The organism is Lepagella muris (genome assembly GCF_004793975.1).
In the GTDB taxonomy this organism is placed as follows: domain Bacteria; phylum Bacteroidota; class Bacteroidia; order Bacteroidales; family Muribaculaceae; genus Lepagella; species Lepagella muris.
This window is the reverse complement of the sequence record NZ_SRYB01000045.1, coordinates 1-23,563: the sequence shown is the minus strand read 5'-3', so window position 1 is coordinate 23,563 and position 23,563 is coordinate 1. Positions and strand designations below refer to the sequence as shown.

The 23,563-nt window shown below is 48.0% G+C and carries 17 protein-coding genes; 7 read left to right on the top strand and 10 right to left on the bottom strand.

The window, feature by feature from the left end:
* The 3 genes from E5331_RS18905 (at position 1) to E5331_RS18895 (ending at position 3,777) form a co-directional block, all read left to right on the top strand.
* On the top strand, positions 1 to 1,257 hold the full coding sequence (locus E5331_RS18905; RefSeq protein ID WP_123483901.1) for an ABC transporter permease: 1,257 nt from the start codon (positions 1 to 3) through the stop codon (positions 1,255 to 1,257).
* 90 nt (positions 1,258 to 1,347) lie between these two features.
* Entirely contained in the window at positions 1,348 to 2,445 is a 1,098-nt protein-coding gene (locus E5331_RS18900; protein WP_123483900.1) for an efflux RND transporter periplasmic adaptor subunit, read from the top strand.
* A gap of 18 nt (positions 2,446 to 2,463) precedes the next feature.
* Positions 2,464 to 3,777, top strand: a complete 1,314-nt coding sequence (locus E5331_RS18895; protein ID WP_123483899.1) for a TolC family protein — start codon at positions 2,464 to 2,466, stop codon at positions 3,775 to 3,777.
* Between the two features lie 71 nt (positions 3,778 to 3,848).
* Here the strand turns inward: E5331_RS18895 and tatC are convergent, their stop codons facing one another.
* A complete protein-coding gene (gene tatC / locus E5331_RS18890) occupies positions 3,849 to 4,667 on the bottom strand; it encodes a twin-arginine translocase subunit TatC (protein ID WP_135986282.1) in 819 nt (272 codons plus the stop codon).
* Complete coding sequence (locus E5331_RS18885; protein ID WP_169477626.1) at positions 4,664 to 4,870, bottom strand: Sec-independent protein translocase subunit TatA/TatB; 207 nt, start codon at positions 4,868 to 4,870, stop codon at positions 4,664 to 4,666. The genes tatC and E5331_RS18885 overlap by 4 nt, the downstream gene beginning before the upstream one ends.
* 248 nt (positions 4,871 to 5,118) lie before the next feature.
* On the opposite strand from E5331_RS18885, the gene lacZ reads away from it, so the two are divergent.
* Positions 5,119 to 8,208: a beta-galactosidase, LacZ type gene (gene lacZ, locus E5331_RS18880; protein ID WP_135986280.1), complete on the top strand. Its 3,090-nt coding sequence runs from the start codon at positions 5,119 to 5,121 to the stop codon at positions 8,206 to 8,208.
* 91 nt (positions 8,209 to 8,299) lie between these two features.
* Here the strand turns inward: lacZ and mscL are convergent, their stop codons facing one another.
* Positions 8,300 to 8,743, bottom strand: coding sequence for a large-conductance mechanosensitive channel protein MscL (mscL, locus tag E5331_RS18875; RefSeq protein WP_123483895.1), 444 nt, complete (start codon positions 8,741 to 8,743; stop codon positions 8,300 to 8,302).
* A 365-nt stretch (positions 8,744 to 9,108) separates the two neighbouring features.
* On the opposite strand from mscL, the gene gap reads away from it, so the two are divergent.
* On the top strand, positions 9,109 to 10,119 hold the full coding sequence (gene gap / locus E5331_RS18870; RefSeq protein WP_123483894.1) for a type I glyceraldehyde-3-phosphate dehydrogenase: 1,011 nt from the start codon (positions 9,109 to 9,111) through the stop codon (positions 10,117 to 10,119).
* A 222-nt stretch (positions 10,120 to 10,341) separates the two neighbouring features.
* Positions 10,342 to 11,487 carry an MraY family glycosyltransferase gene (locus tag E5331_RS18865; RefSeq protein ID WP_123483893.1) on the top strand — a complete coding sequence of 382 codons (1,146 nt, stop codon included), beginning with the start codon at positions 10,342 to 10,344 and terminating at the stop codon, positions 11,485 to 11,487.
* Positions 11,488 to 11,735: 248 nt separating this feature from the next.
* Here the strand turns inward: E5331_RS18865 and E5331_RS18860 are convergent, their stop codons facing one another.
* From E5331_RS18860 to E5331_RS18830, 7 genes are all read right to left on the bottom strand, one after another.
* On the bottom strand, positions 11,736 to 13,790 hold the full coding sequence (locus E5331_RS18860; protein WP_135986278.1) for a cytochrome c biogenesis protein CcsA: 2,055 nt from the start codon (positions 13,788 to 13,790) through the stop codon (positions 11,736 to 11,738).
* Entirely contained in the window at positions 13,727 to 14,824 is a 1,098-nt protein-coding gene (locus E5331_RS18855; protein ID WP_123483891.1) for a Rid family hydrolase, read from the bottom strand. Before E5331_RS18855 ends, E5331_RS18860 begins: the two co-directional genes overlap by 64 nt.
* Positions 14,817 to 15,518, bottom strand: coding sequence for a c-type cytochrome domain-containing protein (locus E5331_RS18850; RefSeq protein ID WP_168355308.1), 702 nt, complete (start codon positions 15,516 to 15,518; stop codon positions 14,817 to 14,819). Before E5331_RS18850 ends, E5331_RS18855 begins: the two co-directional genes overlap by 8 nt.
* Positions 15,519 to 15,541: 23 nt before the next feature.
* A complete protein-coding gene (locus E5331_RS18845) occupies positions 15,542 to 16,753 on the bottom strand; it encodes a porin (protein WP_135986276.1) in 1,212 nt (403 codons plus the stop codon).
* 40 nt (positions 16,754 to 16,793) lie between these two features.
* Entirely contained in the window at positions 16,794 to 18,221 is a 1,428-nt protein-coding gene (locus E5331_RS18840) for a di-heme oxidoredictase family protein (RefSeq protein WP_123483888.1), read from the bottom strand.
* 1 nt (position 18,222) lies between these two features.
* Positions 18,223 to 19,410 carry an imelysin family protein gene (locus E5331_RS18835; protein WP_275441306.1) on the bottom strand — a complete coding sequence of 396 codons (1,188 nt, stop codon included), beginning with the start codon at positions 19,408 to 19,410 and terminating at the stop codon, positions 18,223 to 18,225.
* A 67-nt stretch (positions 19,411 to 19,477) separates the two neighbouring features.
* Positions 19,478 to 20,797 (bottom strand): hypothetical protein, encoded by a 1,320-nt coding sequence (locus E5331_RS18830; protein WP_123483887.1) that lies wholly within the window; start codon positions 20,795 to 20,797, stop codon positions 19,478 to 19,480.
* A 207-nt stretch (positions 20,798 to 21,004) separates the two neighbouring features.
* On the opposite strand from E5331_RS18830, the gene E5331_RS18825 reads away from it, so the two are divergent.
* Complete coding sequence (locus tag E5331_RS18825; RefSeq protein WP_123483886.1) at positions 21,005 to 23,464, top strand: S9 family peptidase; 2,460 nt, start codon at positions 21,005 to 21,007, stop codon at positions 23,462 to 23,464.
* Positions 23,465 to 23,563 lie beyond the last annotated feature (99 nt).

Here is a 23,563-nt window from a genome sequence, read left to right as displayed (position 1 = left end):
ATGAAACTTACTATTTTCGACTTAGAGAACTGGAAGGAGATCGGTGCCACATTGATGCGCAACAAGACCCGCACGTTTCTCACCGGATTCGGTATCTTCTGGGGCGTGGCAATGCTCGCAATGCTGACCGGAGGAGCCCGCGGTGGCGAGGATATGCTGAAGAGAAATTTCGCGGGATTCGCCACAAACACTGCCGGAATGGTGGCAAACCGCACGTCTATGCCATATAAGGGTTATCAGAAGGGGCGGACATGGATGATGGATCTTACTGATGTGGAACTTCTGAAAGAGTCTTTCCCGGAACTGGAGGCGGTGGTGCCATCTTTCCAATCGTGGGGAAAAAGCATCAAGCATGGAAAACATTCTTTCTCCGGACAGATAATTGGTGCCGAACCTGACTACACTAAGATTCTGCAACCGAATTTATATCATGGAAGGTTTGTCAATGAGGCTGATATGGTGGGGGAGAGGAGAGTGGCTGTAATAGGTAAAAAGGTTGCGGCACAGCTATTCCCCGGTGTGGAGGCTCCATTGGGGCAGTTGGTAGAGGTAGGCGGCACGGCTTATTCAATAATAGGTATAGCAGGAGATAAATCGGAGATTCAGCTTAACGGAAGTATGGATGAGGCTGTCGTGATTCCATCGTCTACATTCCGGCGCGTCAACGGCTATGGCGATAAGGTGGATTTCATTATGATGACCGCTCGACCCTCGGTCAATATCTCCGAGCTGGTACCAAAGATGCAGTCAGTGGTATATCGCCGCCACAGCATCCATCCCGACGATAAGGGAGCCATGTGGGTGATCAACATCGCCGACATGTTTGAGCAAGTGGAGACGTTATTTACCGGAGTGGATCTTCTCGCATGGTTTATCGGTCTGTCCACGCTTCTTGCCGGAATCATAGGCATAGGCAATATAATGTGGGTTATCGTGAAGGAACGCACTCAGGAGATAGGCATACGTCGGGCAATCGGTGCAAAGCCACGCGACATAATTGTGCAGGTGCTTAGTGAAGGTATCGTGCTGACTGTCGTAGCCGGATTAGCCGGTGTGTGCTTCGCCACGATTGTACTCGCTGTCGCACATCATCTCACGAATCCGCCGGATGCCGTATCGGAGGCGCATTTCCAGATGAGTTTCACAACCGCCATGGCTATCCTCGCAATATTCATTATTCTCGGATCGCTCGCCGGACTGATACCTTCAATCAAGGCAATGAGAATCAAACCGGTAGAGGCGCTCAACGACAAATAATACAGGGATAATCATAATGATATGCCTGATTCCCATTATCAATAAAGCTGCATAATCTTTAATATCTAACTGAACCAAATTCAAAACTATATGAAAAAATTTTTCAAAATCCTGCTGATAGTGATCGCTTGTGTCGTATTCATCGGCACATTCTTCTATCTCTATCAAAACTCAAAGGGTAAGGAGACCGTATATGATCTCCGTTATCCATCTACTGAATCTATCGAACGCACCACCGTGCTGACCGGAAAAATCGAACCGCGTGACGAAATCGACATCAAGCCGCAGATCTCCGGTATTATAAGCGAAATTCTTGTGGAAGCCGGTGATCATGTCAACAATGGCGATATCATTGCAAAGATTAAGGTGATTCCGGAGGAGACTCAACTGTCGTCGGCAGAGAGCCGTGTGGCTATGGCGGAAATTGCTCTGAAGGAGGCTGAACGTACTTTCGAACGCACGCGCCAGCTTTATGAGAAGAAATATGAAAGCCGTGAGAAATATGAGACTGATGAGACAGCCCTTGAGCGTGCACGTCAGGATCTTGACCAGGCACGTGACCAGCTCACAATCGTGAGAGACGGTGTGTCAGCTTCAAATGCACAAGGCTCCAACACTCTCGTGCGTTCCACCGTGACTGGAGTCGTTCTGGAAGTGCCGGTGAAAGTCGGCTCCTCTGTCATACAGGCAAACACGTTTAACGATGGCACCACAATTGCGAAAGTGGCAGATATGACTGACCTTATCTTCAAAGGGAAAGTGGATGAGACAGAGGTGGATCTGCTGAAGGAGCAGATGCCGGTCAGAATCTCTGTCGGTGCGGTTGCCGGTTCCGACTATCCCGCCGTAATTGAGAAGATCGCTCCTATGGCATCGGATGAGAACGGCTCAAACACGTTTGAGGTGAAAGCTGCACTCACCGCTACCGAAATCGCCAACCTGCGTGCCGGCTACAGTGCCAATGCAAGTGTCATTCTTGAAAGCGTTGACAGTGTGCTCGCAGTGCCGGAGAGCATCGTGGAATATGAGGGCGACAATGCCTACGTCTATCTGCTGACCGACTCTGTGCCGAACCAGGTGTTTGAAAAGAAGAAGATTAAAGTCGGTCTCTCAAACGGACTTATGGTCGAGGTAAAATCCGACAGTATAAACAAAAAGACTCCTCTACGTGGCAATCCCCGCAACTGACCGTAAAGCATTTATCTCATGAATCTATTTGTCAAAGCCATATTGCCCGTGTCGTTGCTGACTGTGGCAACCACCGCAAATGCTGAAGCATGGTCTCTCGACAGCTGCATATCTTACGCAATATCCCATAATATCAGTGTGCGGCAACAGAAGCTGCGGATCACTGAAGGGGAGCTCGCAATAAAGGAGGCACAGGACCGCTATCTGCCGTCGGTAGATGCGTCGGTATCGGAATCTTTCAGTTTCGGTCGCGGTCTGACGGCATCAAACACTTATGCCGACCGCAACACCACCAACACCCAATGGGGCGTAAGTCTTAGCCTACCTCTGTTTCAGGGCACAGCTGCCTATCGACGCGTGAAGATAACAGAGATGTCGCTAAACCAGTATATCACAGAGAATGAGGCTACTAAAGACAATATCACACTCAACGTCATATCGCAGTATCTGCAAGTGCTCTATTGCAAGGAGGTGGCTAAGAGTGCACGTTCCCAGGCTGAATATTCAGCCTTTGAGGTGGAGCGTCAGAAAGCCTTGATAGCAGCCGGGAAAGTGGCGGAAGCTACACTATACGATCTGGAATCGGTGGCGGCACAGGATAAACTTCAGGTAGTAGCTGCCGACAACGACACACAGGTGGCTCTCGTGAATCTTGCCAATCTGCTTCAGTTGCCCTCATACGAAGGGCTCGATGTGGTGCCGCTCGATGATATGGATCCGGTAATACCCGGTCCCGACGTAGTGTATGCCTCCGCGATGGGGATAAACAATTCCCTTATCGGTGCAAGACAAGCGGTGAAAGTTGCCAACGAGAATATCTCGCTTGCGAAGACCGGATATATCCCCACGTTGAGCTTCAGCGCGGGAATCGGTTCCAGTTTCTATACGGTCAGTGGCATGAAGAGTGAGAGCTTCGGAGCTCAGATGAAGCATAACTATTCCACGTATCTCGGTCTGTCGCTGCGCATACCCATCTTTGACGCATTCAACACGCGTAACAGCATACGGCGTGCGAAGCTACAGAAACTGAGCGCGGAACTGACCCTTGAACAACGTGAGTCCGACCTCTACAAGGAGATACAGTTGGCGTATTATCAGGCGACGGGCGCGCGCGAGCGTTATCTCACCTCAACAGAGACTCTTGAAAAGACAACCCTCTCATTTGAGTCGACACGCGAACGATTCAATCTCGGACGTGCCACACAAGCCGACTATGAGCAAGCGAAGAACAATCTCTTCAAGACCGATATCTCCCGCATCCAATCCCACTACGAATATCTCCTCCGCACCCGCATCCTCCGCTTCTACCAGCAGGGTGCACTCCGCAAGTAGAATAACCACATATAACTAATGAAGTTCCAAAGTTTACTTAACAAGAAACCCTGACCTGATGGTCAGGGTTTCTATACTTTCTTTTTATAGTGCAGATGCGAGGATGGTGTGCAGCGGGCTACGAGGAGGATGCTGACTTCGTAGAGCAACCACATCGGGAGGGAGACCACTAAGAGGGTGAAGATGTCGGAGGTAGGGGTGATCACTGCCGCGACTATCAATATGATGACTATGGCATGACGCCGATACTGACGCATGAACGGTGCGCTCAGAAATCCTAATTTCCCGAATAGCCATGAAAGCACCGGCATCTCAAAGACGATTCCCATCGACAGGCACATCATTATCAATGTAGACATATATGACTCCAGACTGATCATATTCTCAACATCGGAAGCCACCTGATACGTGCCAAGAAAACGGAACGTCAGCGGAAAGATAAGATAGTAGCTTACCAACACCCCGATAATAAACATCAGATAGGATGAGCCTATCACGCGCACTGCATATCTTCGCTCATCGGAATAAAGTGCCGGAGAGACAAAACGGAAAAGCTGATAGAGTATATACGGCGACGCACACAGGACGCCGGCACACATTGCCGTCTTCACATGGATCAGAAACTGCTGCGCAAGCCCTGTGTTGATCAGACGGACCGAGAAATAATCACCGATGTCGCCATGAAACATTGCCGCCATACGTTCGAGCCAACGATAAGTGATAAAACCGGCATCCTTCGGCGCAAGAACCACATCAAACAATTCCTCCTTGAAAAAGAACGCAACCATACCGAACACAACGACCACTGCCGCTATCCTGAGCAGCACTCCCCGAAGCACGTCAAGATGATCCCAGAAGGTCATGCCTTCCGAGCCGGATCCCTCACTCATTTATCACTGTTGTTCTCTTTGTTATCCTTACTGATGTCGGTCACGTCTTTCTCTATCTCATTCATGCCGTCCTTAAACGACCTGACACCTTTCCCGAGACCCTTCATCAATTCAGGGATTTTCTTCCCCCCGAAAAAGAGAAGCACAACAAGCGCGATGAGCAGGATTTCCGACATTCCGAGACCTCCGATAAATAATATCATAATTAGAATGATTGGTTAGTTATGAATGATTCAGCATTGTTTTAACGACTGAATCCACCGCTAAATTATATTTCATCAATAGCATTTGTCTGTTTTTAGTATGTAAAAGGCATTTTTTCGTAATGTTCGCATTTTCACCATTGCAATAATAGTGCTCAATTTTGACTGTTTTTTCTCCGTGCAGCTAAATATTTTTTACTAATTTTGTGATTCAAGTTTAATCTAAAACCTAACTAATATCACGACAGATGAATCGAACTTTATTGACCTCGATCCTCGGTCTGGCTGCCATTTCCGCATCTGCGCAGTCATTCAATGAATGGCTTGATCCGGAAGTGAACGCCGTAAACCGAGCTCCGATGCATGCTGCCAATTTCGCTTTCCGAAACGGTGAAAATGCTGCCCTATCTCAGGAAAGACAAAAATCGGCAAATTACCTATCCTTAAACGGCACATGGAAATTCAATTGGGTGAATGATGCCGACCAACGTCCCACTGATTTCTGGAAAAAGGATTTCAACGACAAGGGATGGGATAATATACAGGTGCCCGGAATATGGGAACTGAACGGATATGGCGACCCTATATATGTCAATACCCAGTATGCATGGCAGAGCTTTTTCAAGAATAATCCTCCCCTCGTGCCGACTGAGAATAACCATGTCGGCACCTATCGTCGCGAAATATTCGTGCCTGCCGACTGGAAGGGGAAAGAGATTTTCGCCCACTTCGGATCCGTCACTTCCAACATATACCTGTGGGTCAATGGAAAGTATGTCGGATATAGTGAAGACAGCAAACTGGAGACGGAATTCAATCTCACACCCTACCTTATCCCCGGCAAGGAGAATCTGATATGCTTCCAGATTTTCCGTTGGTGCGACGGCTCATATCTCGAAGATCAGGATTTCTTCCGCTTCTCCGGCGTAGCGCGCGACTCATATCTCTTCGCGAGAGATAAGAAACGTATCGCCGACATTCGCGTCACCCCCGACCTGGAGAATAACTACACTGACGGTATACTTAACATCGACCTATCCCTGACTGCAAATGCTCCCGTCGACCTTATCTTAAAGGATGCTGCCGGCAACACTGTGGCTAATGCTACAGCCTCCAAGAGCGGACGCACGGTCATGAAGGTGAACAATCCGCTGAAATGGACTGCCGAGACCCCAAACCTATACACACTGACTGCCTCGATGAAGGGGAGTGATGAGGTTATTCCGGTAAATGTCGGTTTCAGAAAGATTGAGCTGACAGGCAAGCAGATTCTCGTGAATGGCAAGCCGGTATTGTTCAAGGGTGCCAACCGCCATGAGCTTGACCCCGACGGCGGCTACGTGGTGTCTCCTGAAAGGATGCTTCAGGATATTGAGCTGATGAAGAAGCTGAATATCAATGCTGTCCGCACTTGCCACTATCCGGATGATCCCCTCTGGTATGACCTTTGCGACAAATACGGCATCTATGTCGTTGCTGAGGCAAACATCGAAAGCCACGGAATGGGATATGGAGAGGAGACTCTCGCGAAGAATCCTGCCTATAAGAAGGCTCACATGGAACGCAACCAGCGCAACGTGCAGCGTAATTTCAACCATCCATCAATCATTTTCTGGAGCCTCGGCAATGAAGCGGGATATGGACCGAACTTCACTGATGCCTACGAATGGATAAAGAAGGAGGACCCAAGCCGTGCAGTGCAGTATGAACAGGCGCGTGCCGACGGCATGACCGACATATTCTGCCCCATGTACTACGGATATGACGGCATGCAGAAATATGCTGAGAAATCGGATATAACCAAGCCCTTGATCCAATGTGAATATGCCCACGCAATGGGCAACTCCCTCGGCGGATTTAAGGAATATTGGGATCTCATCCGCAAATACCCCTCTCTGCAAGGTGGTTTCATCTGGGACTTCGTTGACCAGGCAGTCCGCACGAAAGGTAAGGACGGTGTGGAGATATACGCTTACGGCGGCGACTTCAACGACTATGACGGTAGCGACAACAACTTCTGCGTAAACGGCATCGTAAGCCCCGACCGTGTACCAAACCCTCATGCCGACGAGATCTCTTATTACTATCAGAACATCTGGACAACTCCCGCGGATCTTGCCTCCGGCAAACTGAAGGTATATAATGAGAATTTCTTCCGCGACCTTTCAGACCTGAATCTTGACTGGGTGGTGCTCAACAACGGAGTGCCCGTCCGCTCCGGACGCATTGACAATATCAATGTGGCACCCGGAAAGACCGAATCAATCTCCATACCTTACGGAGAGATCTCCGGAGAAGGGGAGTGGCTTCTCAACGTGGACTACACTCTCAAAAACGCAGAGGGTCTGCTTCCTGCCGGGCACTCCATCGCACGCGAGCAGTTCCTGCTGAAGGAGGGGAAATCGTGTGCTTGTGTCAAGACTCCCGTACAGCCCAACATGGCAACCCCTGTAGCTTCCATAGTCAATAACCAAAGGAATCACCTCATCGTTAACGGTGATAATTTCTCAATTGAGTTTAACCGCTACAATGGTTTCATGTCGAAATATGTGGTAGATGGCACTGAAATGATTGCCGAGGAGGGTATGCTGACCCCTAACTTCTGGCGTGCCCCGACAGATAACGACTATGGTGCAAACCTACAGAATAAGTTCCGTGCTTGGAAAAAACCGACGATGAAGCTCACTTCGCTAAAAGCTGAGGAGAAAGATGGCATGATTCTGGTGAATGCCGACTACGACATGCCTGATGTCAAGGCTAAACTGGCGATGACGTATGTGATTAATGGTGTCGGCGACGTCAAGGTGACTGAAGCACTCACTACCGAGAAAGGTGCAGACGTGTCAGGTATGTTCCGTTTCGGTATGCAGATGCAGATGCCGCTTGCATTCAGCAACATCCAATACTACGGACGCGGACCTATAGAGAACTACATCGACCGCAACCACTCTACCCGTATCGGTCTTTACGACCAGACGGTCAGCGAGCAGTTCTATCCCTACATCCGTCCGCAGGAGACTGGCACAAAGACTGATGTGCGCTATTGGAAACAGTTGGACAATGCCGGAAACGGTCTTGAGTTTAAGGCTGCTGTGCCCTTCTCCGCATCCGCACTCAACTATTCAATTGATAGCCTTGACGACGGCGTGTCAAAAGGACAGTCCCACTCTCCCGAAGTGAAGAAGGCTGACTATACCAACCTGCTTATCGACAAGATTCAGATGGGTCTCGGCTGCGAAGACAGCTGGGGACGCACAGCCCGTCCGGAATATCTGGTGCCTTACGGCGACTACACATTCACATTCGTGATGCACCCGGTGTTCCATCAGTTGAAATAATAACGCTTGCATTATAAAATATCAAAGGGATTGAAGACTCATATCTTCAATCCCTTTGATATTTTTGATTGGTATCTGCTTAGACCCCGTCTTATTTCTTCTGCTCTTTGAGAAGGTCTCTGATTTCAGTGAGAAGCACCTCCTCTTTGGTCGGTTCAGGTGGTGTGGCAGGTGCCGGAGCCGGCTCTTCAGCCACTTTCTTCTTCAGTTTCATGGCAAGACGTATGGCCACAAAGATTGAGAAAGCAATAATCACGAAATCCACGATATTCATAATGAAGGTGCCATAATTTATCGCCACCTCCTCTACAGCTGCCGCACCCTCGGCGGTGGCAGGCGAAGCCTCTCGTATCACATACTTGAGATTGGAATATCCCGCCCCACCGGTAATGAGAGAGAACACCGGCATAATGATGTCGTTGACAAGCGACGACACAATCTTTCCGAACGCACCGCCGACAATAACACCGACAGCCATATCGACCACATTTCCTTTGAGAGCGAACTCCTTAAAATCTGATAAAAATTTTCCCATTGTAGATTGGTTTATGGTTTATATTTTTTTATTAGTCTCAACTCCTCCTGAAGGGGTCAGGGGACAACAGCTCCCCCTTTAGGGGTCCGAGTCGAGGTCGACTATAGACCGGGATTGCCATGAAATCATGCGAATCTACTAAAAAATTCTCTAAAAATCACGATTTCTCGGATTAAAAAACGTCATTACGTTAAAAAACGTTCATTTACGATTGCAATACCAATTTTTTTTTATAATTTTGCATACCTAAAAGGTGGAACCCATCAACGGGTAATCCGGAATCGCCAATTCCGGAAATCTACAGGATTTATTAGAAAACAAGTTTTTATTAAAATATTACCAACCCAAAACAATATTTTAAAGCAATGACAAAAATTGGTATCAACGGCTTTGGCCGTATCGGACGTTTCGTGTTCCGTGCCTCTACTAAAAGAGACGACATTGAGGTAGTAGCTATCAACGACCTTCTCCCCGTAGACTACATGGCCTACATGCTCAAATATGACACAATGCACGGTCGTTTCGACGGAACTGTTGACTATGATATGGAAAAGAGCCTCCTTATTGTCAACGGCAAAGAGATCCGCGTAACTGCTTGCAAGAACCCCGCTGAAATCGCTTGGGGCGAGGTAGGTGCTGAGTACGTTGTTGAGTCTACCGGTCTTTTCCTCACTAAGGAGAAAGCTCAGGCTCACATCGAGGCTGGTGCTAAGTATGTAGTTATGTCGGCTCCTTCTAAGGACGACACTCCGATGTTCGTTTGCGGTGTAAACCAGGATTCTTATGTTAAGGGCACTCAGTTCGTTTCTAACGCTTCTTGCACAACTAACTGTCTCGCTCCTATTACTAAGGTGCTCAACGACAAATTCGGCGTTGTTGAAGGTCTCATGACTACTGTTCACTCTACTACTGCTACTCAGAAGACTGTTGACGGTCCTTCTATGAAAGACTGGCGTGGTGGTCGTGCTGCTTCCGGCAACATCATCCCCTCTTCCACTGGCGCTGCTAAGGCTGTAGGTAAAGTTATTCCTGAGCTCAACGGCAAACTCACCGGTATGTCTATGCGTGTCCCCACTCTCGACGTATCTGTTGTTGACCTCACTGTAAACCTCGCTAAGGAATGTACTTACGAGGAGATTTGCGCTGCTATGAAAGAGGCTTCTGAAGGCGAACTCAAAGGCATCCTCGGCTATACTGAAGACGCTGTGGTTTCTTCTGACTTCCTCGGCTGCCCCCTCACTTCTATCTTCGACGCTAAAGCCGGTATCCAGCTTACTCCGACTTTCGTGAAGGTTGTTTCTTGGTATGACAATGAGATCGGCTACTCTAACAAAGTGCTTGACCTTATCGCTCACATGAAGAAAGTTAACGGCTAATCAATTTTTTGATAAAACCATAATCCTTAGATGGAGAAGATCATGATCTTCTCCATCTTTTTTATTTTATTTTTAATTTTGATTTTTTTATTTTTTTTCATAATTTTGCAAAATACGGTCATGCCGTAGTTTTAACTTGTCCATTTTATAATTGACATCGTTAGCGTAATCCTCTTGGTTTCAATTCTGTAACCGAAATTTCTAATAATTTAAAACTTTTACATGTTTACACAAGACACCTTATTGTATTGGTTGGAGAATGACCTCCTTTGCTTTGCGATATCTGTGCTTATTGCCGGCATACTGATTCCAAAGATTATTCTCATTGCCTTCCGACGAAATCTTTTTGACGAAATCGACGAGAGGAAGATTCACCGTGGGGTAGTGCCGCGTCTTGGTGGCATTGCATTTTTCCCGGCCTTCCTGTTCTCCCTGACTCTCGTCGTAGCCCTTAACCTAAGACTCGGATCCGCACCTATGATTGACGCAATCGGTGGAGCATTCGTGCCTATATATTTTGAAATATGCGCAATAATACTGCTATATCTTGTCGGTATCGCAGATGATCTCATCGGCGTCAGATACATGGCAAAATTCGTTGTACAGATTGTATGTGCCATACTCCTGGCATGCTCCGGAATGTATATCGACAATCTTTATGGCATATTGTGGCTAAACGAATTGCCGGATGTTCTCGCATGGCTATTCTCCATCCTTGTAACGGTATACGTAGTCAACGCCATCAACCTTATCGACGGTATTGACGGACTCGCTTCCGGATTAAGCTCCATAGCTCTTATATTCTATGCCGTGGTATTCTTCAACGGAGGAGAATTCATATATTCCCTACTTGCCGTTGCGTCTGCCGGAACATTGTTCCCATTCTTCTACTACAACGTATTCGGCGACGTCACAAAACAGAAAAAGATATTCATGGGCGACACCGGAGCATTGACCACCGGTATGGTGCTCGTATTCTGTGCAATTGCAGTGATGTGTGCCAAGCCGGATTTTCTCACCGTTGACTACAACCCGGCAATCGTGGCATTATCCCCGCTCATCGTCCCATGTTTTGACGTATTCAGAGTGTATTTCCACCGTGTCAAGAAAGGGCGCAATCCCTTCCTGCCCGATAAATGCCACATCCACCACAAGATTCTCGCACTCGGCATGAATCAGGCAGCCGCCCTGCTTACGATCCTCGGAGTATCAATAGCATTCATCGGCATAAACGTGCTTGTATCCCCCTTCACCAATCCAACAATAATATTCATCGGAGATGTAGTCGTGTGGACAATAGCCAATATTCTCCTCACAAGAGCGATACGCCAACGCGAGAAACGCCTCGACAAAACCCTCTACGACTGATCGCACCCCACATCATAAGATTATCCAGAAAATTCTCCAGAATCTTTTTGTGTTGCATACTTCGCTCAAGTGGCGAAGCATGCAACACAAAAAGATTATTAATTTAAGGTTTAATGTTTATGGTTTATGATCATTAAATTTTGTATAATGAAAAGATCCGTGGATTTTCGTGAATCTTAAACCTTAAACTATAAACCATAAACTATAAACTATAAACCACTGAAGTGCAGCTTGCGAAACTTCAGTTATTAATTATAGGCATGGAGGGAATTAAGGTAATTTACCCCCACGTAGGTCATTATCAGGCTTAAAATTGCTATAAGAAGATAGATATGAAATATCTTGGCACTATAATCCCTTTCTGCTATCCCGTATATCGGCTTTAATATTATTGCAAACATCCGGTCATGCAACGGCAGGGAATAGACCATGAGTGTAACCAATGCCCATGTCTCCTTCGGATCCCAACTCCAGTATTCTCCCCAACTGACATTTGCCCATACAGCTCCCGTAAATATACCCATCCCCAATAACCATACTCCCGGATAGAGCATTGCGAGCGATAATCCTCTTAACCGCTCTACAGCCCCCAATCCTGAGAGAGCAACAACCGCCACAACCGCCGTAAATCCAAGAAGTACGTAGGATGCCATCACAAGCGACACGTGCAGCGAGAGCCACGGCGAATGTAGCACCGGCATCAAGGGCGTCACCACCGGATTTATCTCCACAAGATGCGCCACAAGTGCCAACACTCCGGAGAATAGGCTACCCGTCAACAACAACATTCCTATACGCCGTCCAACTGTCAGCAGAAGGATCTCCAACAGGAGCACTATGAATTCCAACGTCTCGTAAGTGTTTGAAAGTGGCAACCGTGATGCAAGAATCCATTGAACCACAAATATCAGCAGCGACAGCACAAAAGACAGTACCAAAAATAATGCACCAATCCATCCGGATATCTTCTCATATCGTACGAATAATATCCCTACCCCAAACGATAGGAAAGCCATAAACAGGCTTACAAAGACCAATATTCCTCCCGGAAAGGAATTATACAATAATTCCAATTCAATCCTCCATGGAGCCAAGGAAATATCTTTATCCGAGGTTTTAACTATCAGATTGCCGGAAAGGAGCGTAAGCAATATACCCACCTTCTCATCTATCTCCTCCACGCTCCGTCTATGTCCCTCGCCAAGCGCACTCTGCAATTCCGATATCCTATACCCTCCATCCTCATCAAAGAAATCTGACAGAGAGGCATATTCTCCATCCAGATCCAGGGCTTGACGCAAATTCTTATCCTTTATCTTGACCAGAGGCTGATCTTTCCATTCTTGCGGGAAAATACGGAATGAAAGGAGCACCTGCTCCGCCGACAATCCTCGATATTCCGTATCTCCATAAAGCTTCGTCATCACATCTTTCGCCAAGGTGTTGAACGTCACTATCCTACCTCCATATATCACCTGTTCCTTCCTGAGACTGTCTGCCAAAGCGCGTGGTACCCCATATATCCTATCATTCGCCTCCTTATTCTGTGTGGCTGCCGATACTCCAAGGGGTATCAGCAGAATAGTGATGACAGATAGTACCTTCAGCAACCGACGGAATCGTCCTGCCGGATTAAGCATCACAAGAAAACCACCTATGCCGAAAAGCACATATCCTGCGTATGAGAGAGGAATGCCGTAGGGATCATGATTGACAGAAAGCACTGTTGCCCCGGTATTGTCGTAAGACGATTGACAAAGACGATAACCATCGATATCAAGAATCTTATTCATTGACACCGTATGCCGCTCTCCATCCACCAGCAGATGCGATACATAATCACGTGGCACATCCCCTCCCGGATAATACACCACCTCAAACCGCTCAAGCGATAATTCCTTAGGCAATGATGTCATTCCACCCCCTTCCCGTTCAAAGAATGCCACACGCTCACCTTGTGAGATCCTGACACTACCTTTCTCCTGCATAAGCCATGTCAGCAAGCCTCCGCCCAAGATTGCAAGCATAGAGAGATGAAGAAGAAAAGATCCCGGTCTGCGCCACATGCCACTTTGCCACATACCGATTGCAAGCGTCGCAGCAAATATAATCCACAATAAAATAAACCACCATGAACCATACACAAGAGGGGAGAGGAATGTGGTAACTCCCAAACAAAGGACAACCCCGACGTAAACCGCCAAGGTTGTCTTCCCAATATTTCCAATCAATTCCGAACTCATAACGCCGCCCATTCTGTCGATACCGGTTTCATTGCCATACACTCCATCTCTATGAGCCATCCGGGACGGCACACCGGTGCCAACAGAATAAGATAGGGTATATCCGGGAAACGCTCCTCAAACATCTTCCTGACTATTCCCGCATCTGCCATATCTCGCAAATAGACAAGCATCTGTCCCACGTCATCCCAGCCACATTCCGCAGCCTTAAGCAATGCCTCCACGTTTGTCAACATACGGAGTGTCTGATGCCGGATATCACCTTCCCAGACAATCTCCCCCCGGTTATCTATGCTCGCGGTGCCGGATATGAACAGATGACGCCTGTCGCCATAATCCACACTCGTGGCACGCTCAAATGCCACCCCATATTCGTATGTGGGATTAAGATAGTCCGGAGCATTGATCATCTTCATCTGTCCCTCATGCAGTCCAATCACTGAATAGGAATCCATCTGCACTGTGGCTGTCTTGTCGGCATGACGTCCGCCGATACCGGTGCTCGCTATGAAACGGGTGTTACGTGTAAGTCCGCACTCATTGAACAGACTGTTACGCCCGCTGACTACTCCTCCGTAGTTGACGTCAACATTCTGCACAAAGAACCATGTACGCACGCAATTACCTATCAAACTGCCCCCCTTCTCATTCAGCATCTTCTGGGTGGCGGCAAGCATATCGTAGGTGGCACAATGGGAATCCTCACCCGGTCGGCAGCGGCTACCCTCAAACAGGTGGGTATATTCCCCGTGTCTTACAGAATATGAACCATCTGGCAGGGAACTCACCTCCACATCCTCCATAAGCCATACCCAAAGAGCCACCTTGGTGAGATCAAGCGGAGGCTGCTCCACTATCGACATCGCACAATTGAAATCTTTGGAGATTGACTGCGCCTGATTAGCGGCATCACTGAGAAACCAGCGCATGAACACCGGCGTCATACCATCGCCCCTATCGCGCAGATATGCCTGAAATTCATGCTCTATCTCCCTCAATTGATCGCTGAAGGGCAGTCCGGGACGTTCTACGCTTATTATCACATGGCACTCCCACGCTCCTGTGGCAGAGACCAGATCCTTATCCTTAATCATTACTCAAGTTATTTATCCAATTTTCAATAAACCCCACCTGATCATACGTCAGAAGATTGGAATGATCAAATTTCCAACTCTCCGATACATCTGTGGCAACCACCCTCCAGAGAGTGGAGCTTGCAGCATCTCCGGGATTAACCCTAAGCACACCATCCTCTACAGATGAAGCCGTCCCGACAAGCATTCTGTACGCCTCCTCCGTCCGCAGGTCAAGCCCTGCTGCGGCATTGCCGGTGGCTCCATGACACTGCACGCAGGATTTCCCGAAAATAGTATTATTCATTATGGAGAAATGCGAGGCATCCACCTTCCCGACATCAAATGAAATACGATCACCTGCAGATGCCGACACCGATACGGTGCTGAGTGTAAGGATCCTTTTACGCAGTGAATTTATAAGACATAATTCAATGGTAGATGCCTTTGGCGATACATTCGACAATTCGACGCTATCACTCCCATCATGCACCGTCTTTGAGACAATGGCATAATCATCCGATTCATTAAATGCCGCAAGCACAAGAGAATATCCCGATTCGTATGAATCTGATGACCCGCTGATCTCGCCCGTCATGACCACCGTAATACCACTGTCTCCGCTAAGGTCAATGTCGGTAGGATATATCCTACCGTCGTCACATCCCGACAGAAGGAACGGCAACAACAGGAGCAATATCTTCTTATTCCTCATAGCTTTATTCCCAATATATTTCATCAGAAGGTATATTGAATCAGTATCGTGCCGTTATGCTGGGCAAGACCGAGATCATCATTGTCACGGTCCAATTGAGTCTTATGCCCCGTGCGACCGATATAGCGGTACATCGCCTGAAGCTTCAGATTGACACTCTTGAAATAATAGTTAAGACCAACAGCCGGCATATTAAGAAAGCCCCCCTTGTCAAGCCCGTTACGATCAAAGAAATCATATCGGAGTGCCGGCTGGAGACGATCTGTAACAAAGTAGCCTGCCTGCACATATCCCCCCATATACTCAAACGACTCATCTATCTTCTGCCGTTTTGTGAAACCCACATGCATGTAGTAAGCCTCTCCGGCAAGATACAGACGGTTGTGAAGCCATGCCAATTCCAATCCGGCACGGAAATCGTTGGTGCTCTCATTCTCACTCTCTACATTCATGGAGGCTGACATTCCAACAAGCATCTTATTAAGATTCAACTGATTTGGATTACCTTGTGTGGCGGGCATCACTCCATAAGGCTGGAAGGTGAGACGTCCGGCATATAGCAGCGAAGGAATGTGCCAGTCATCACTGAAGGTCTTTGTCGCAGTATTGATCGTTGAGCCGGTGCCATTGAAAATGCCCACCTCATATCCCCATTTATCCTTCACCATGCCATGTATCTCCACACCAAGGTCAAAACCTGTCATCATCGAGGGTGTCACCGCATTGAGGGAATGAGGCATTATGACCGGAGCCGTAAGTGATACAGGCATTGTGGGGAATAGCGTCTCGCCAAGAGTGGTGAGTGTGGCATGAGTGAAAGGCGTCTTGAATTTACCGACCTTCACTCCAAATTCATCACGGAGTTTCATATCTGCCCACGCCTGTTGGAGCAATGCACCACCCGAAGCCGCAGCATTGATTGAGAGGTTGTAGGTGATAAAACCGAATGCACGTCCGGTGAAGCCGAGAACGGCGTATGGTATGTTAAAGCCTGTATTATGCACGTGATCCTGGTTGTATGCAGGATCAAGTCCCTCACTGTCATAATAGGTTACGTCAAGTCCCGTCTGAACCATAAGATATGGCTTGAACTCAAACTTGCCATTCTTACTCTCCCAGATAAAACCCTTTCTTCCGGCAAACGACACTACGCCATTCTCCGTGTCGGAATCATATTGGGCAGACATCGGGATGAAGAATAATGAGAAGAGGAGGTATAGGAATATCTTTTTCATGTGCTTGATGTTAATAATGTTATTGTTGAAGTGGATTGCATCAGAGACTTTGCAGGAAACGCACCAGTGCGTCACGCTCTGTCTTATTCATATTCTTGAAAAGATTCTTTGAGGCCTCACCTTCACCGCCATGCCACATTATCGCCTCCACGAAATTACGGGCACGTCCATCATGCAGAAAGTAGGTATGACCGTTCACTTTCTCCTGAAGACCTATGCCCCATAGAGGCGTGGTGCGCCACTCATTCCCCATGGCAAGACCGGAGACGTAGTTATCGTTAAGTCCGATCCCCATGATTTCCGAACCCATGTCGTGCAGGAGGAAATCGCTGTAGGGATGGATGGTCTGCCCTCCAAGCCATGGGAGACGCGTACCGTTGAGAAGCACAGAGCCTGACGGCTTGGTATGAAGGGTAGTGACATGGCATAGATGACATCTCGCCTCATAGAATTTCTGTTCGCCAAGCTGTACAAGCGGATCATCCACATCCCTGCGTGCCGGAACTCCAAGACACTGCATGTAAAGATCCACATTCTCCATATCTTCTGTAGAGACGTCAAGTTTATCATAAAGAAGCCCCATCATAGACCCCTCTGTCATCTGCAGCTGACCCTCACATATCTCCTCCGGATAACGGCTGTTGGTCACTCCCATATCGCTTGAGAATCCGAGTTCAACGGTGAGATCGGCATGCTGCGCCTTATTGCCCGACAATCCGAGCATCCTGACGCCGCGCTCCGTTATATAGTTGCATCGTCCCGAAATGCCATACTCCGGATAATTACTCTTGCGAGCCAAAGTCTCTATCTCATTGGTATCAAGCGACATGATCTGCCCCATACCGACATGACGCAACGGAATACGGACCGTGCAGAAGAGATCATCCGGCGATATGTCGCCCAGATACCAGTCAGTGATGGTATAGGTCGGGGCTGCCAATTCGTATGTCTCTCCGTCAGGAAATGCAAACGTCTGATAATCCCATTCCACGTGAAACTTACCCTCCGGTGTCACTCCATAGATAGATTGATCATGAATCACCCGACCATAACCTTGAAAGAATGCCCCGTTCTTACGTGTGACATAGACCAATGCCGATGAGAACCCATAAGGTCCGGAGCCATGGTCAGCCCATCCTGCCGGCTTCGTCCGCCCGGCATTGCTGTGGCAACTTCCGCATGAATATCCGGCATATACCGGTCCGAGTCCACCGCCGTAGCCATTGGAGCTGGTGCGCATATCGTCATAGAGTTTATCGCCTCGGTTGAACCGGGAACTGTAGGTGCCCGACACCCAATCAGCCGGTGAATCGTATGCCTTCGATGAATTCATGAATATCGAGGCTGTCCCTGCCGACAATTCATAGCCGGCAGGGATTTCTACGTCAAGCACATCAAGGCCCTCCTCTCCACATGAGGAGAGAAGGGCTGATAATGTCAATGCCAATAAAATAGCTCTTTCACTCATATCAATTGTTGGTCTTACGGGGATTCCCATCCTTAAAGAGAAGGAATTCAAGAGTATGGAAACCTCGGATATTCTGAGCAGCCTCAACCTTGGAATCATCGTCTCCATCGCCCCAGAGGAGATCATTGAAGTTTCCACTCTTCAGATGATTGACAATGGCATCCTGATCAAGAGGCCAACTATCCATGTTCGGGTCAAGACCGAGAGCATCCACGGGTCCGAAGAGGAATGCCTCGCTCTTCTCCCACGGCTCTCTCGCCGATAACCATGCCTGGCACGCCTTCTCAAAAGATACGTCAGTACGGTTGCCGGAGAGATTCCTTACTGCCTCAAGCATCGCGGCATTACGCTCTTTCAGAAGTTTATAGGTAGGGAGAACCACATTGTCAACATAATTTGCCACAATATCTCCCAAACGAGACTCATGACTGTTGTCAAGATTCTCAAAGAATGGCTTCAGCACTGTCGTGAGATGACGGTCAAGATCAGCACACGCCTCTTGAGCCTTCAATGCCTCGCTTGAATTTATATTATTACGGAAAGGCTGAGGGATATCCATGATAGCGGTGCGCGCTGCATCAATCAATCCTTTTGTCCTGCTGTCGAGATCGGAATCAAGGGAATTTACAAGTGCTGACATGGAGTTGGCTGAGACAGAACCGTCGAGCGAACCAAAATATGAATTACGTATCGAATGGATATTGTTGGCATAGTCATCTCGCGAATGCCAGCTATACCACGATTCCACTGCATAGAGTGCTTCCTCTCTCTTACCTTGCACATAGAGATCATAAGGATCTCCTATCTTGGCATCACCCACCTCGTTGGCAATGTCCGAACATCCGTCAAGTATCTCCTCTATGCAGCTAAGATAGCTTGGATATGCACTCGTATTGGCTGACTTGAATATCTCTGCAAACGATTTCCCGCCATTGTATGACTCATTCCAGGAATTGTAGAGCTGCTCAGAATCGCGTGCAAGCAGCTCTGCCACACGCACGGAATAGTTGTGCCAACTGTCGGCATTTGATGCGCTGTAGTCAAGGTTTTTGGAGTCTACAATCTCCTCATCAGGCTTCTTATTATTATCCGGATCATCGTTATCACCGCTGCATGATGCAAGCATGGAAGACGCTACAAGAATGCCTCCACATAGACAGGATACTGTCTTCAAAAAAGTCATTTTCATAATTATATCAGTTTTTATTTATATTTATAATTAGATATCAACGCATTACCATATCCGGTATAATCTCTCATCTCTTGAAGAACCATCCTATATAGGCAATGCCGATCGAGAATTCATTCTCACTATTGTAGCTCCCCTTTCCAAACACCTTCTGCGTGCCAATCTGACGCATGGAATAATCAGCCTTCACCACCAGATTCGGCAATGCAAACCAGTTGAGACCCACTATCCATTTGCTTACCTCCAGACGCTTATCGGCTGCGTATGGCTTTGCTACCGATTTCTGGGGATTGAAATATTCATAGCGGGCAAAGGGGGTGAAAGTAGGGCAATTACGTATGCCAAACACATTTCCGAAATTAAAACCTATCTCCGCCCCATAGCTGAGTGCATTCTTGGCTACAGGCGTGAGACGGCTGTAGGGAGAGGCATTGGGTAGCCTGTTATTGCGCTCATTGACGGCGCGTGAATTTCCGAGATGACCGTAAGTGAGATCGGCGCGTGCAGTAAGGAATTTGTTGCGGTATTGTGCATCCCACGTGAATATCTGCAGCGGAATCCTGCCATAGGAGGAATAAGTCTGCGGTTTGTCGGAATTTGCTCCCGTGTCTCGGCAATAATAGAATGAAACTCCGGTTCTCAGTCCCGGCACCCCACGCCAGTCAAGACGCGCCACGTAAGCCGGTGAGGTGAAGTTATCTGTCTCAAAAAATCCCTGTTTGCCTGACGCCACCCATGTGTCGCGGTCAAAGCCGTTGGCATTCAATCCCGCCACAACCATAGCCTCATAATCAAACACTCCGTAGCCGCTCCCGAAAGTGCCGAATATCGTCAGACCGGTCTCATGCCACGTCGACGGCATAATTACAGTCTGGCTCTCCGGACGTATTGTCCCGAAGAAATTTATCGGCTCATGATGTGCGTTGGTCAGTCCTACAGGCACCACCTGATGCCCAACACGGACATTAAATTCCGGGATAATCAGACGCGTGATGTGAAGCTGCTCGAGAGCCACTTCGCCACCCTTCTCTATCTCCGTCTCATACTCTCCGTTCTCGTTGTTCTCAAGTTCCACAGCTGTGCCTGTGCCTCCTGCCTCAAACTCTATCTCCGCTCCTAAAATCCACTTGGGATTGAACTTATAATCAAATCCTATCGTGAATCGCGGCACCGCTATCGTGTTGCGGTGTTCTTTAGTGGATCCATCCTTCTGAAACCGGTTGATACCATAATCCTTGAACGAGGCGACAGCCTCTCCATAACTGCCGAACCGGAATTTCCCGTAGCCTGCCGTGTCTGCCAATTCCTGAGCACATAGGGCTGGTGTAATGGCAAGTATTGCCAACACGAAAACGATGTGTAATAATCTCTTGTGCTTGATCTTCATTTCATGATGTATTTGACGCTGCAAAATTACTGCCGATAAAAAATTCTTGAAATACACATTAATTGGTAAAAAAATCCTCTCCTATACCTAATAATTATTAAATCCTGCGACTAATTCCCTTTTTTATTAAAAATTGTATCTGTTTTCATTTCGTGACAACCGGAGTTTTTTTGTATCTTTGTCACTTTAACCAACCAACCTTCGTCTATGAATAGATTTCTTATGACCGGATTGCTCGCTTGTGCCATCTGCGGCGTACAAGCCGAGGATTTACGGATCTCTAAATTCAACTATTTCGGACCGTTCACGGTGGCATCTCCGATAATGGTGGATTCTGTCGACGTCAACGGTAAGACCTTTGAGCAGTCTTCTCTGTTCAAGGCTCCCGATCGCTTATCTGTCAAGGGATTGGCATCATCAGCAATGGAGGATGCGTTCGCGCCTTCCCATTCATCAAATGCCATACACATGCTTGCATTTGATTTTGAGAACACCTCATACGCGATTCCCGAACTGGAGGTAAAGGGGATGAAGAATTATGCCGCTTATCTGGATGGAGAGAAAATCAACGGATCTTCGTTGCATCTGCGTCCCGGATCGCATAATATAGTGCTCAGATACCTCTCTGCTCCTGATCAGGATACGGATTCCCTATCCGTATATCTTAAATCTGAGAATAACGCCGGATTCTCCCTGCGCAACGATGGTAAGCGACGCTTCCACCTGGAGGATGTACTGCACGGAACTGCCATATCCCGAAGTGAAATATCGCCCGACGGTAAATTCCTACTTACCTCCTATACCACTACCCGCCGAGGCGGTTCCTCAACACGCACAAACAAGATAACACGCCTATCAGATGGGCAGACCGTAGCCGAACGTCAGGGATATTTCAACTGGATGCCAAACGGTTCCAGATATTATTTCGAATGTGCCACAGTCGATGGTAATGAACTCGTGGCAGTCGATGCCGCCACCGGTGCTGAATCCATAATCGTCGCATCTATTCCACAGAACTACGGCTATATGCTTACCCCCGATGAGAAATCTCTGATTATAACAACTTATCAAGAGGGTAGGACTGAATCGGATGGTGTATATGAGGTGATACAGCCGGAAGACCGCCAACCCGGTTGGAGAAACAGAACGTCGCTCTCCATTATGGATATTGCAACCGGAATCGTATCTCCCCTTACATTCGGTAACAGAAACGTCTATCTTAACGATATCTCATCCGACTCCCGAAAACTGCTCGTATCCTCCTCCCGAAGCAGGCTTGAAAAACGCCCTACAACTCTCTCATCTCTCTATTGCATTGATCTGACTACGCTTAAAGTAGATACTTTGGTGAAAGAGGATGGCTTCATCGCCGGCGGTAAATTCTCCCCCGACGGCTCCAAAGTGATTCTTATGGGCACTCCGGAAGCACTCGGCGGAATCGGCAAGAATGTGCCGGAAGGACGCACTCCTAGCATGACTGACAACCAACTATTCATGATTGACATTGCCTCTAAGAATGTCACTCCGCTGACACGTGATTTCAACCCCAGCGTAAATGATTTCAAATGGAGCAGTGCCGACGGAATGGTATATCTTACTGCCGAAGACCGCGATAGGGTAAATATGTTCAGACTGAACCCCAACAATGGGAAATTCACCCTAATCGACCTTCCCGAAGAGAATATCACAGCGTTTGATCTCCCGGATGCCGGACGCAACATGGTGTGGTATGGTGAAAGCGCATCATCTCCAAAATCGCTCTATCTGCTTGACACGAAGACTTTGCGCTCCACAAAACTTGCTACTCCCAAGGAGGAGATGCTTGCCGATGTGAAGTTGGGAGAGTGCCAGGCATGGGATTTTGTAAACTCCCGTGGCGACACAATCTGCGGACGCTTCTTCCTGCCGCCGGATTTTGACCCGTCGAAGAAGTATCCTATGATCGTGAACTACTACGGAGGATGCAGCCCCACAAGCCGCAGCTTCGAGAGTCGTTACCCCCACAATGCCTACGCCGCTCAGGGTTATGTGGTCTACGTGATACAGCCGAGTGGTGCCACAGGTTTCGGTCAGGAGTTCTCTTCCCGCCATGTCAACACAGCCGGAGAGGGTGTGGCTCAGGATATAATCGAAGGTACAAAGAAATTCTGCGAGGAGCATCCTTACGTCGACCCGAAGAAAATCGGATGTATAGGTGCCTCCTACGGTGGTTTCATGACGCAGTATCTACAGACCGTCACCGACATCTTTGCTGCCGCCATATCCCATGCCGGTATCAGCGACCATACAAGCTACTGGGGTGAAGGGTATTGGGGCTATTCCTACAGTGAGGTGTCGATGGCAAATTCCTACCCATGGAGTCATCAGGATCTCTACGTCAAACAGAGTCCGCTCTACAATGCCGACAAGATTCATACCCCGCTTCTCTTCTTGCATGGAGATGCCGACAACAACGTGCCGGTAGGGGAGAGCATACAGATGTTCACTGCACTGAAGCTACTCGGACGTCCGACAGCCTTCGTTGCCGTGTCAGATCAGGACCATCACATCACCGACTACGCAAAACGCATCAAATGGCAGGACACCATCTTCGCATGGTTCTCCCGCTATCTGAAAGACGACCCCTCCTGGTGGGATGCCCTCTATCCCCCGACTCCCCTGCAGTGAGGATGGTGACACGCCCTTTGTGACCTCTATTATAATTAATTTAAGGTTTAATGTTTATGGTTTATGATCATTAAATTTTGTATAATGAAAAGATTCGTG

Coding starts and splice junctions, on each gene's coding strand:
- E5331_RS18905 (WP_123483901.1), top strand. CDS start 1: ATGAAACTTACTATTTTCGACTTAGAGAACTGGAAGGAGATCGGTGCC.
- E5331_RS18900 (WP_123483900.1), top strand. CDS start 1,348: ATGAAAAAATTTTTCAAAATCCTGCTGATAGTGATCGCTTGTGTCGTA.
- E5331_RS18895 (WP_123483899.1), top strand. CDS start 2,464: ATGAATCTATTTGTCAAAGCCATATTGCCCGTGTCGTTGCTGACTGTG.
- tatC (WP_135986282.1), bottom strand. CDS start 4,667: ATGAGTGAGGGATCCGGCTCGGAAGGCATGACCTTCTGGGATCATCTT.
- E5331_RS18885 (WP_169477626.1), bottom strand. CDS start 4,870: ATGATATTATTTATCGGAGGTCTCGGAATGTCGGAAATCCTGCTCATC.
- lacZ (WP_135986280.1), top strand. CDS start 5,119: ATGAATCGAACTTTATTGACCTCGATCCTCGGTCTGGCTGCCATTTCC.
- mscL (WP_123483895.1), bottom strand. CDS start 8,743: ATGGGAAAATTTTTATCAGATTTTAAGGAGTTCGCTCTCAAAGGAAAT.
- gap (WP_123483894.1), top strand. CDS start 9,109: ATGACAAAAATTGGTATCAACGGCTTTGGCCGTATCGGACGTTTCGTG.
- E5331_RS18865 (WP_123483893.1), top strand. CDS start 10,342: ATGTTTACACAAGACACCTTATTGTATTGGTTGGAGAATGACCTCCTT.
- E5331_RS18860 (WP_135986278.1), bottom strand. CDS start 13,790: ATGGCTCATAGAGATGGAGTGTATGGCAATGAAACCGGTATCGACAGA.
- E5331_RS18855 (WP_123483891.1), bottom strand. CDS start 14,824: ATGATTAAGGATAAGGATCTGGTCTCTGCCACAGGAGCGTGGGAGTGC.
- E5331_RS18850 (WP_168355308.1), bottom strand. CDS start 15,518: ATGAGGAATAAGAAGATATTGCTCCTGTTGTTGCCGTTCCTTCTGTCG.
- E5331_RS18845 (WP_135986276.1), bottom strand. CDS start 16,753: ATGAAAAAGATATTCCTATACCTCCTCTTCTCATTATTCTTCATCCCG.
- E5331_RS18840 (WP_123483888.1), bottom strand. CDS start 18,221: ATGAGTGAAAGAGCTATTTTATTGGCATTGACATTATCAGCCCTTCTC.
- E5331_RS18835 (WP_275441306.1), bottom strand. CDS start 19,410: ATGAAAATGACTTTTTTGAAGACAGTATCCTGTCTATGTGGAGGCATT.
- E5331_RS18830 (WP_123483887.1), bottom strand. CDS start 20,797: ATGAAGATCAAGCACAAGAGATTATTACACATCGTTTTCGTGTTGGCA.
- E5331_RS18825 (WP_123483886.1), top strand. CDS start 21,005: ATGAATAGATTTCTTATGACCGGATTGCTCGCTTGTGCCATCTGCGGC.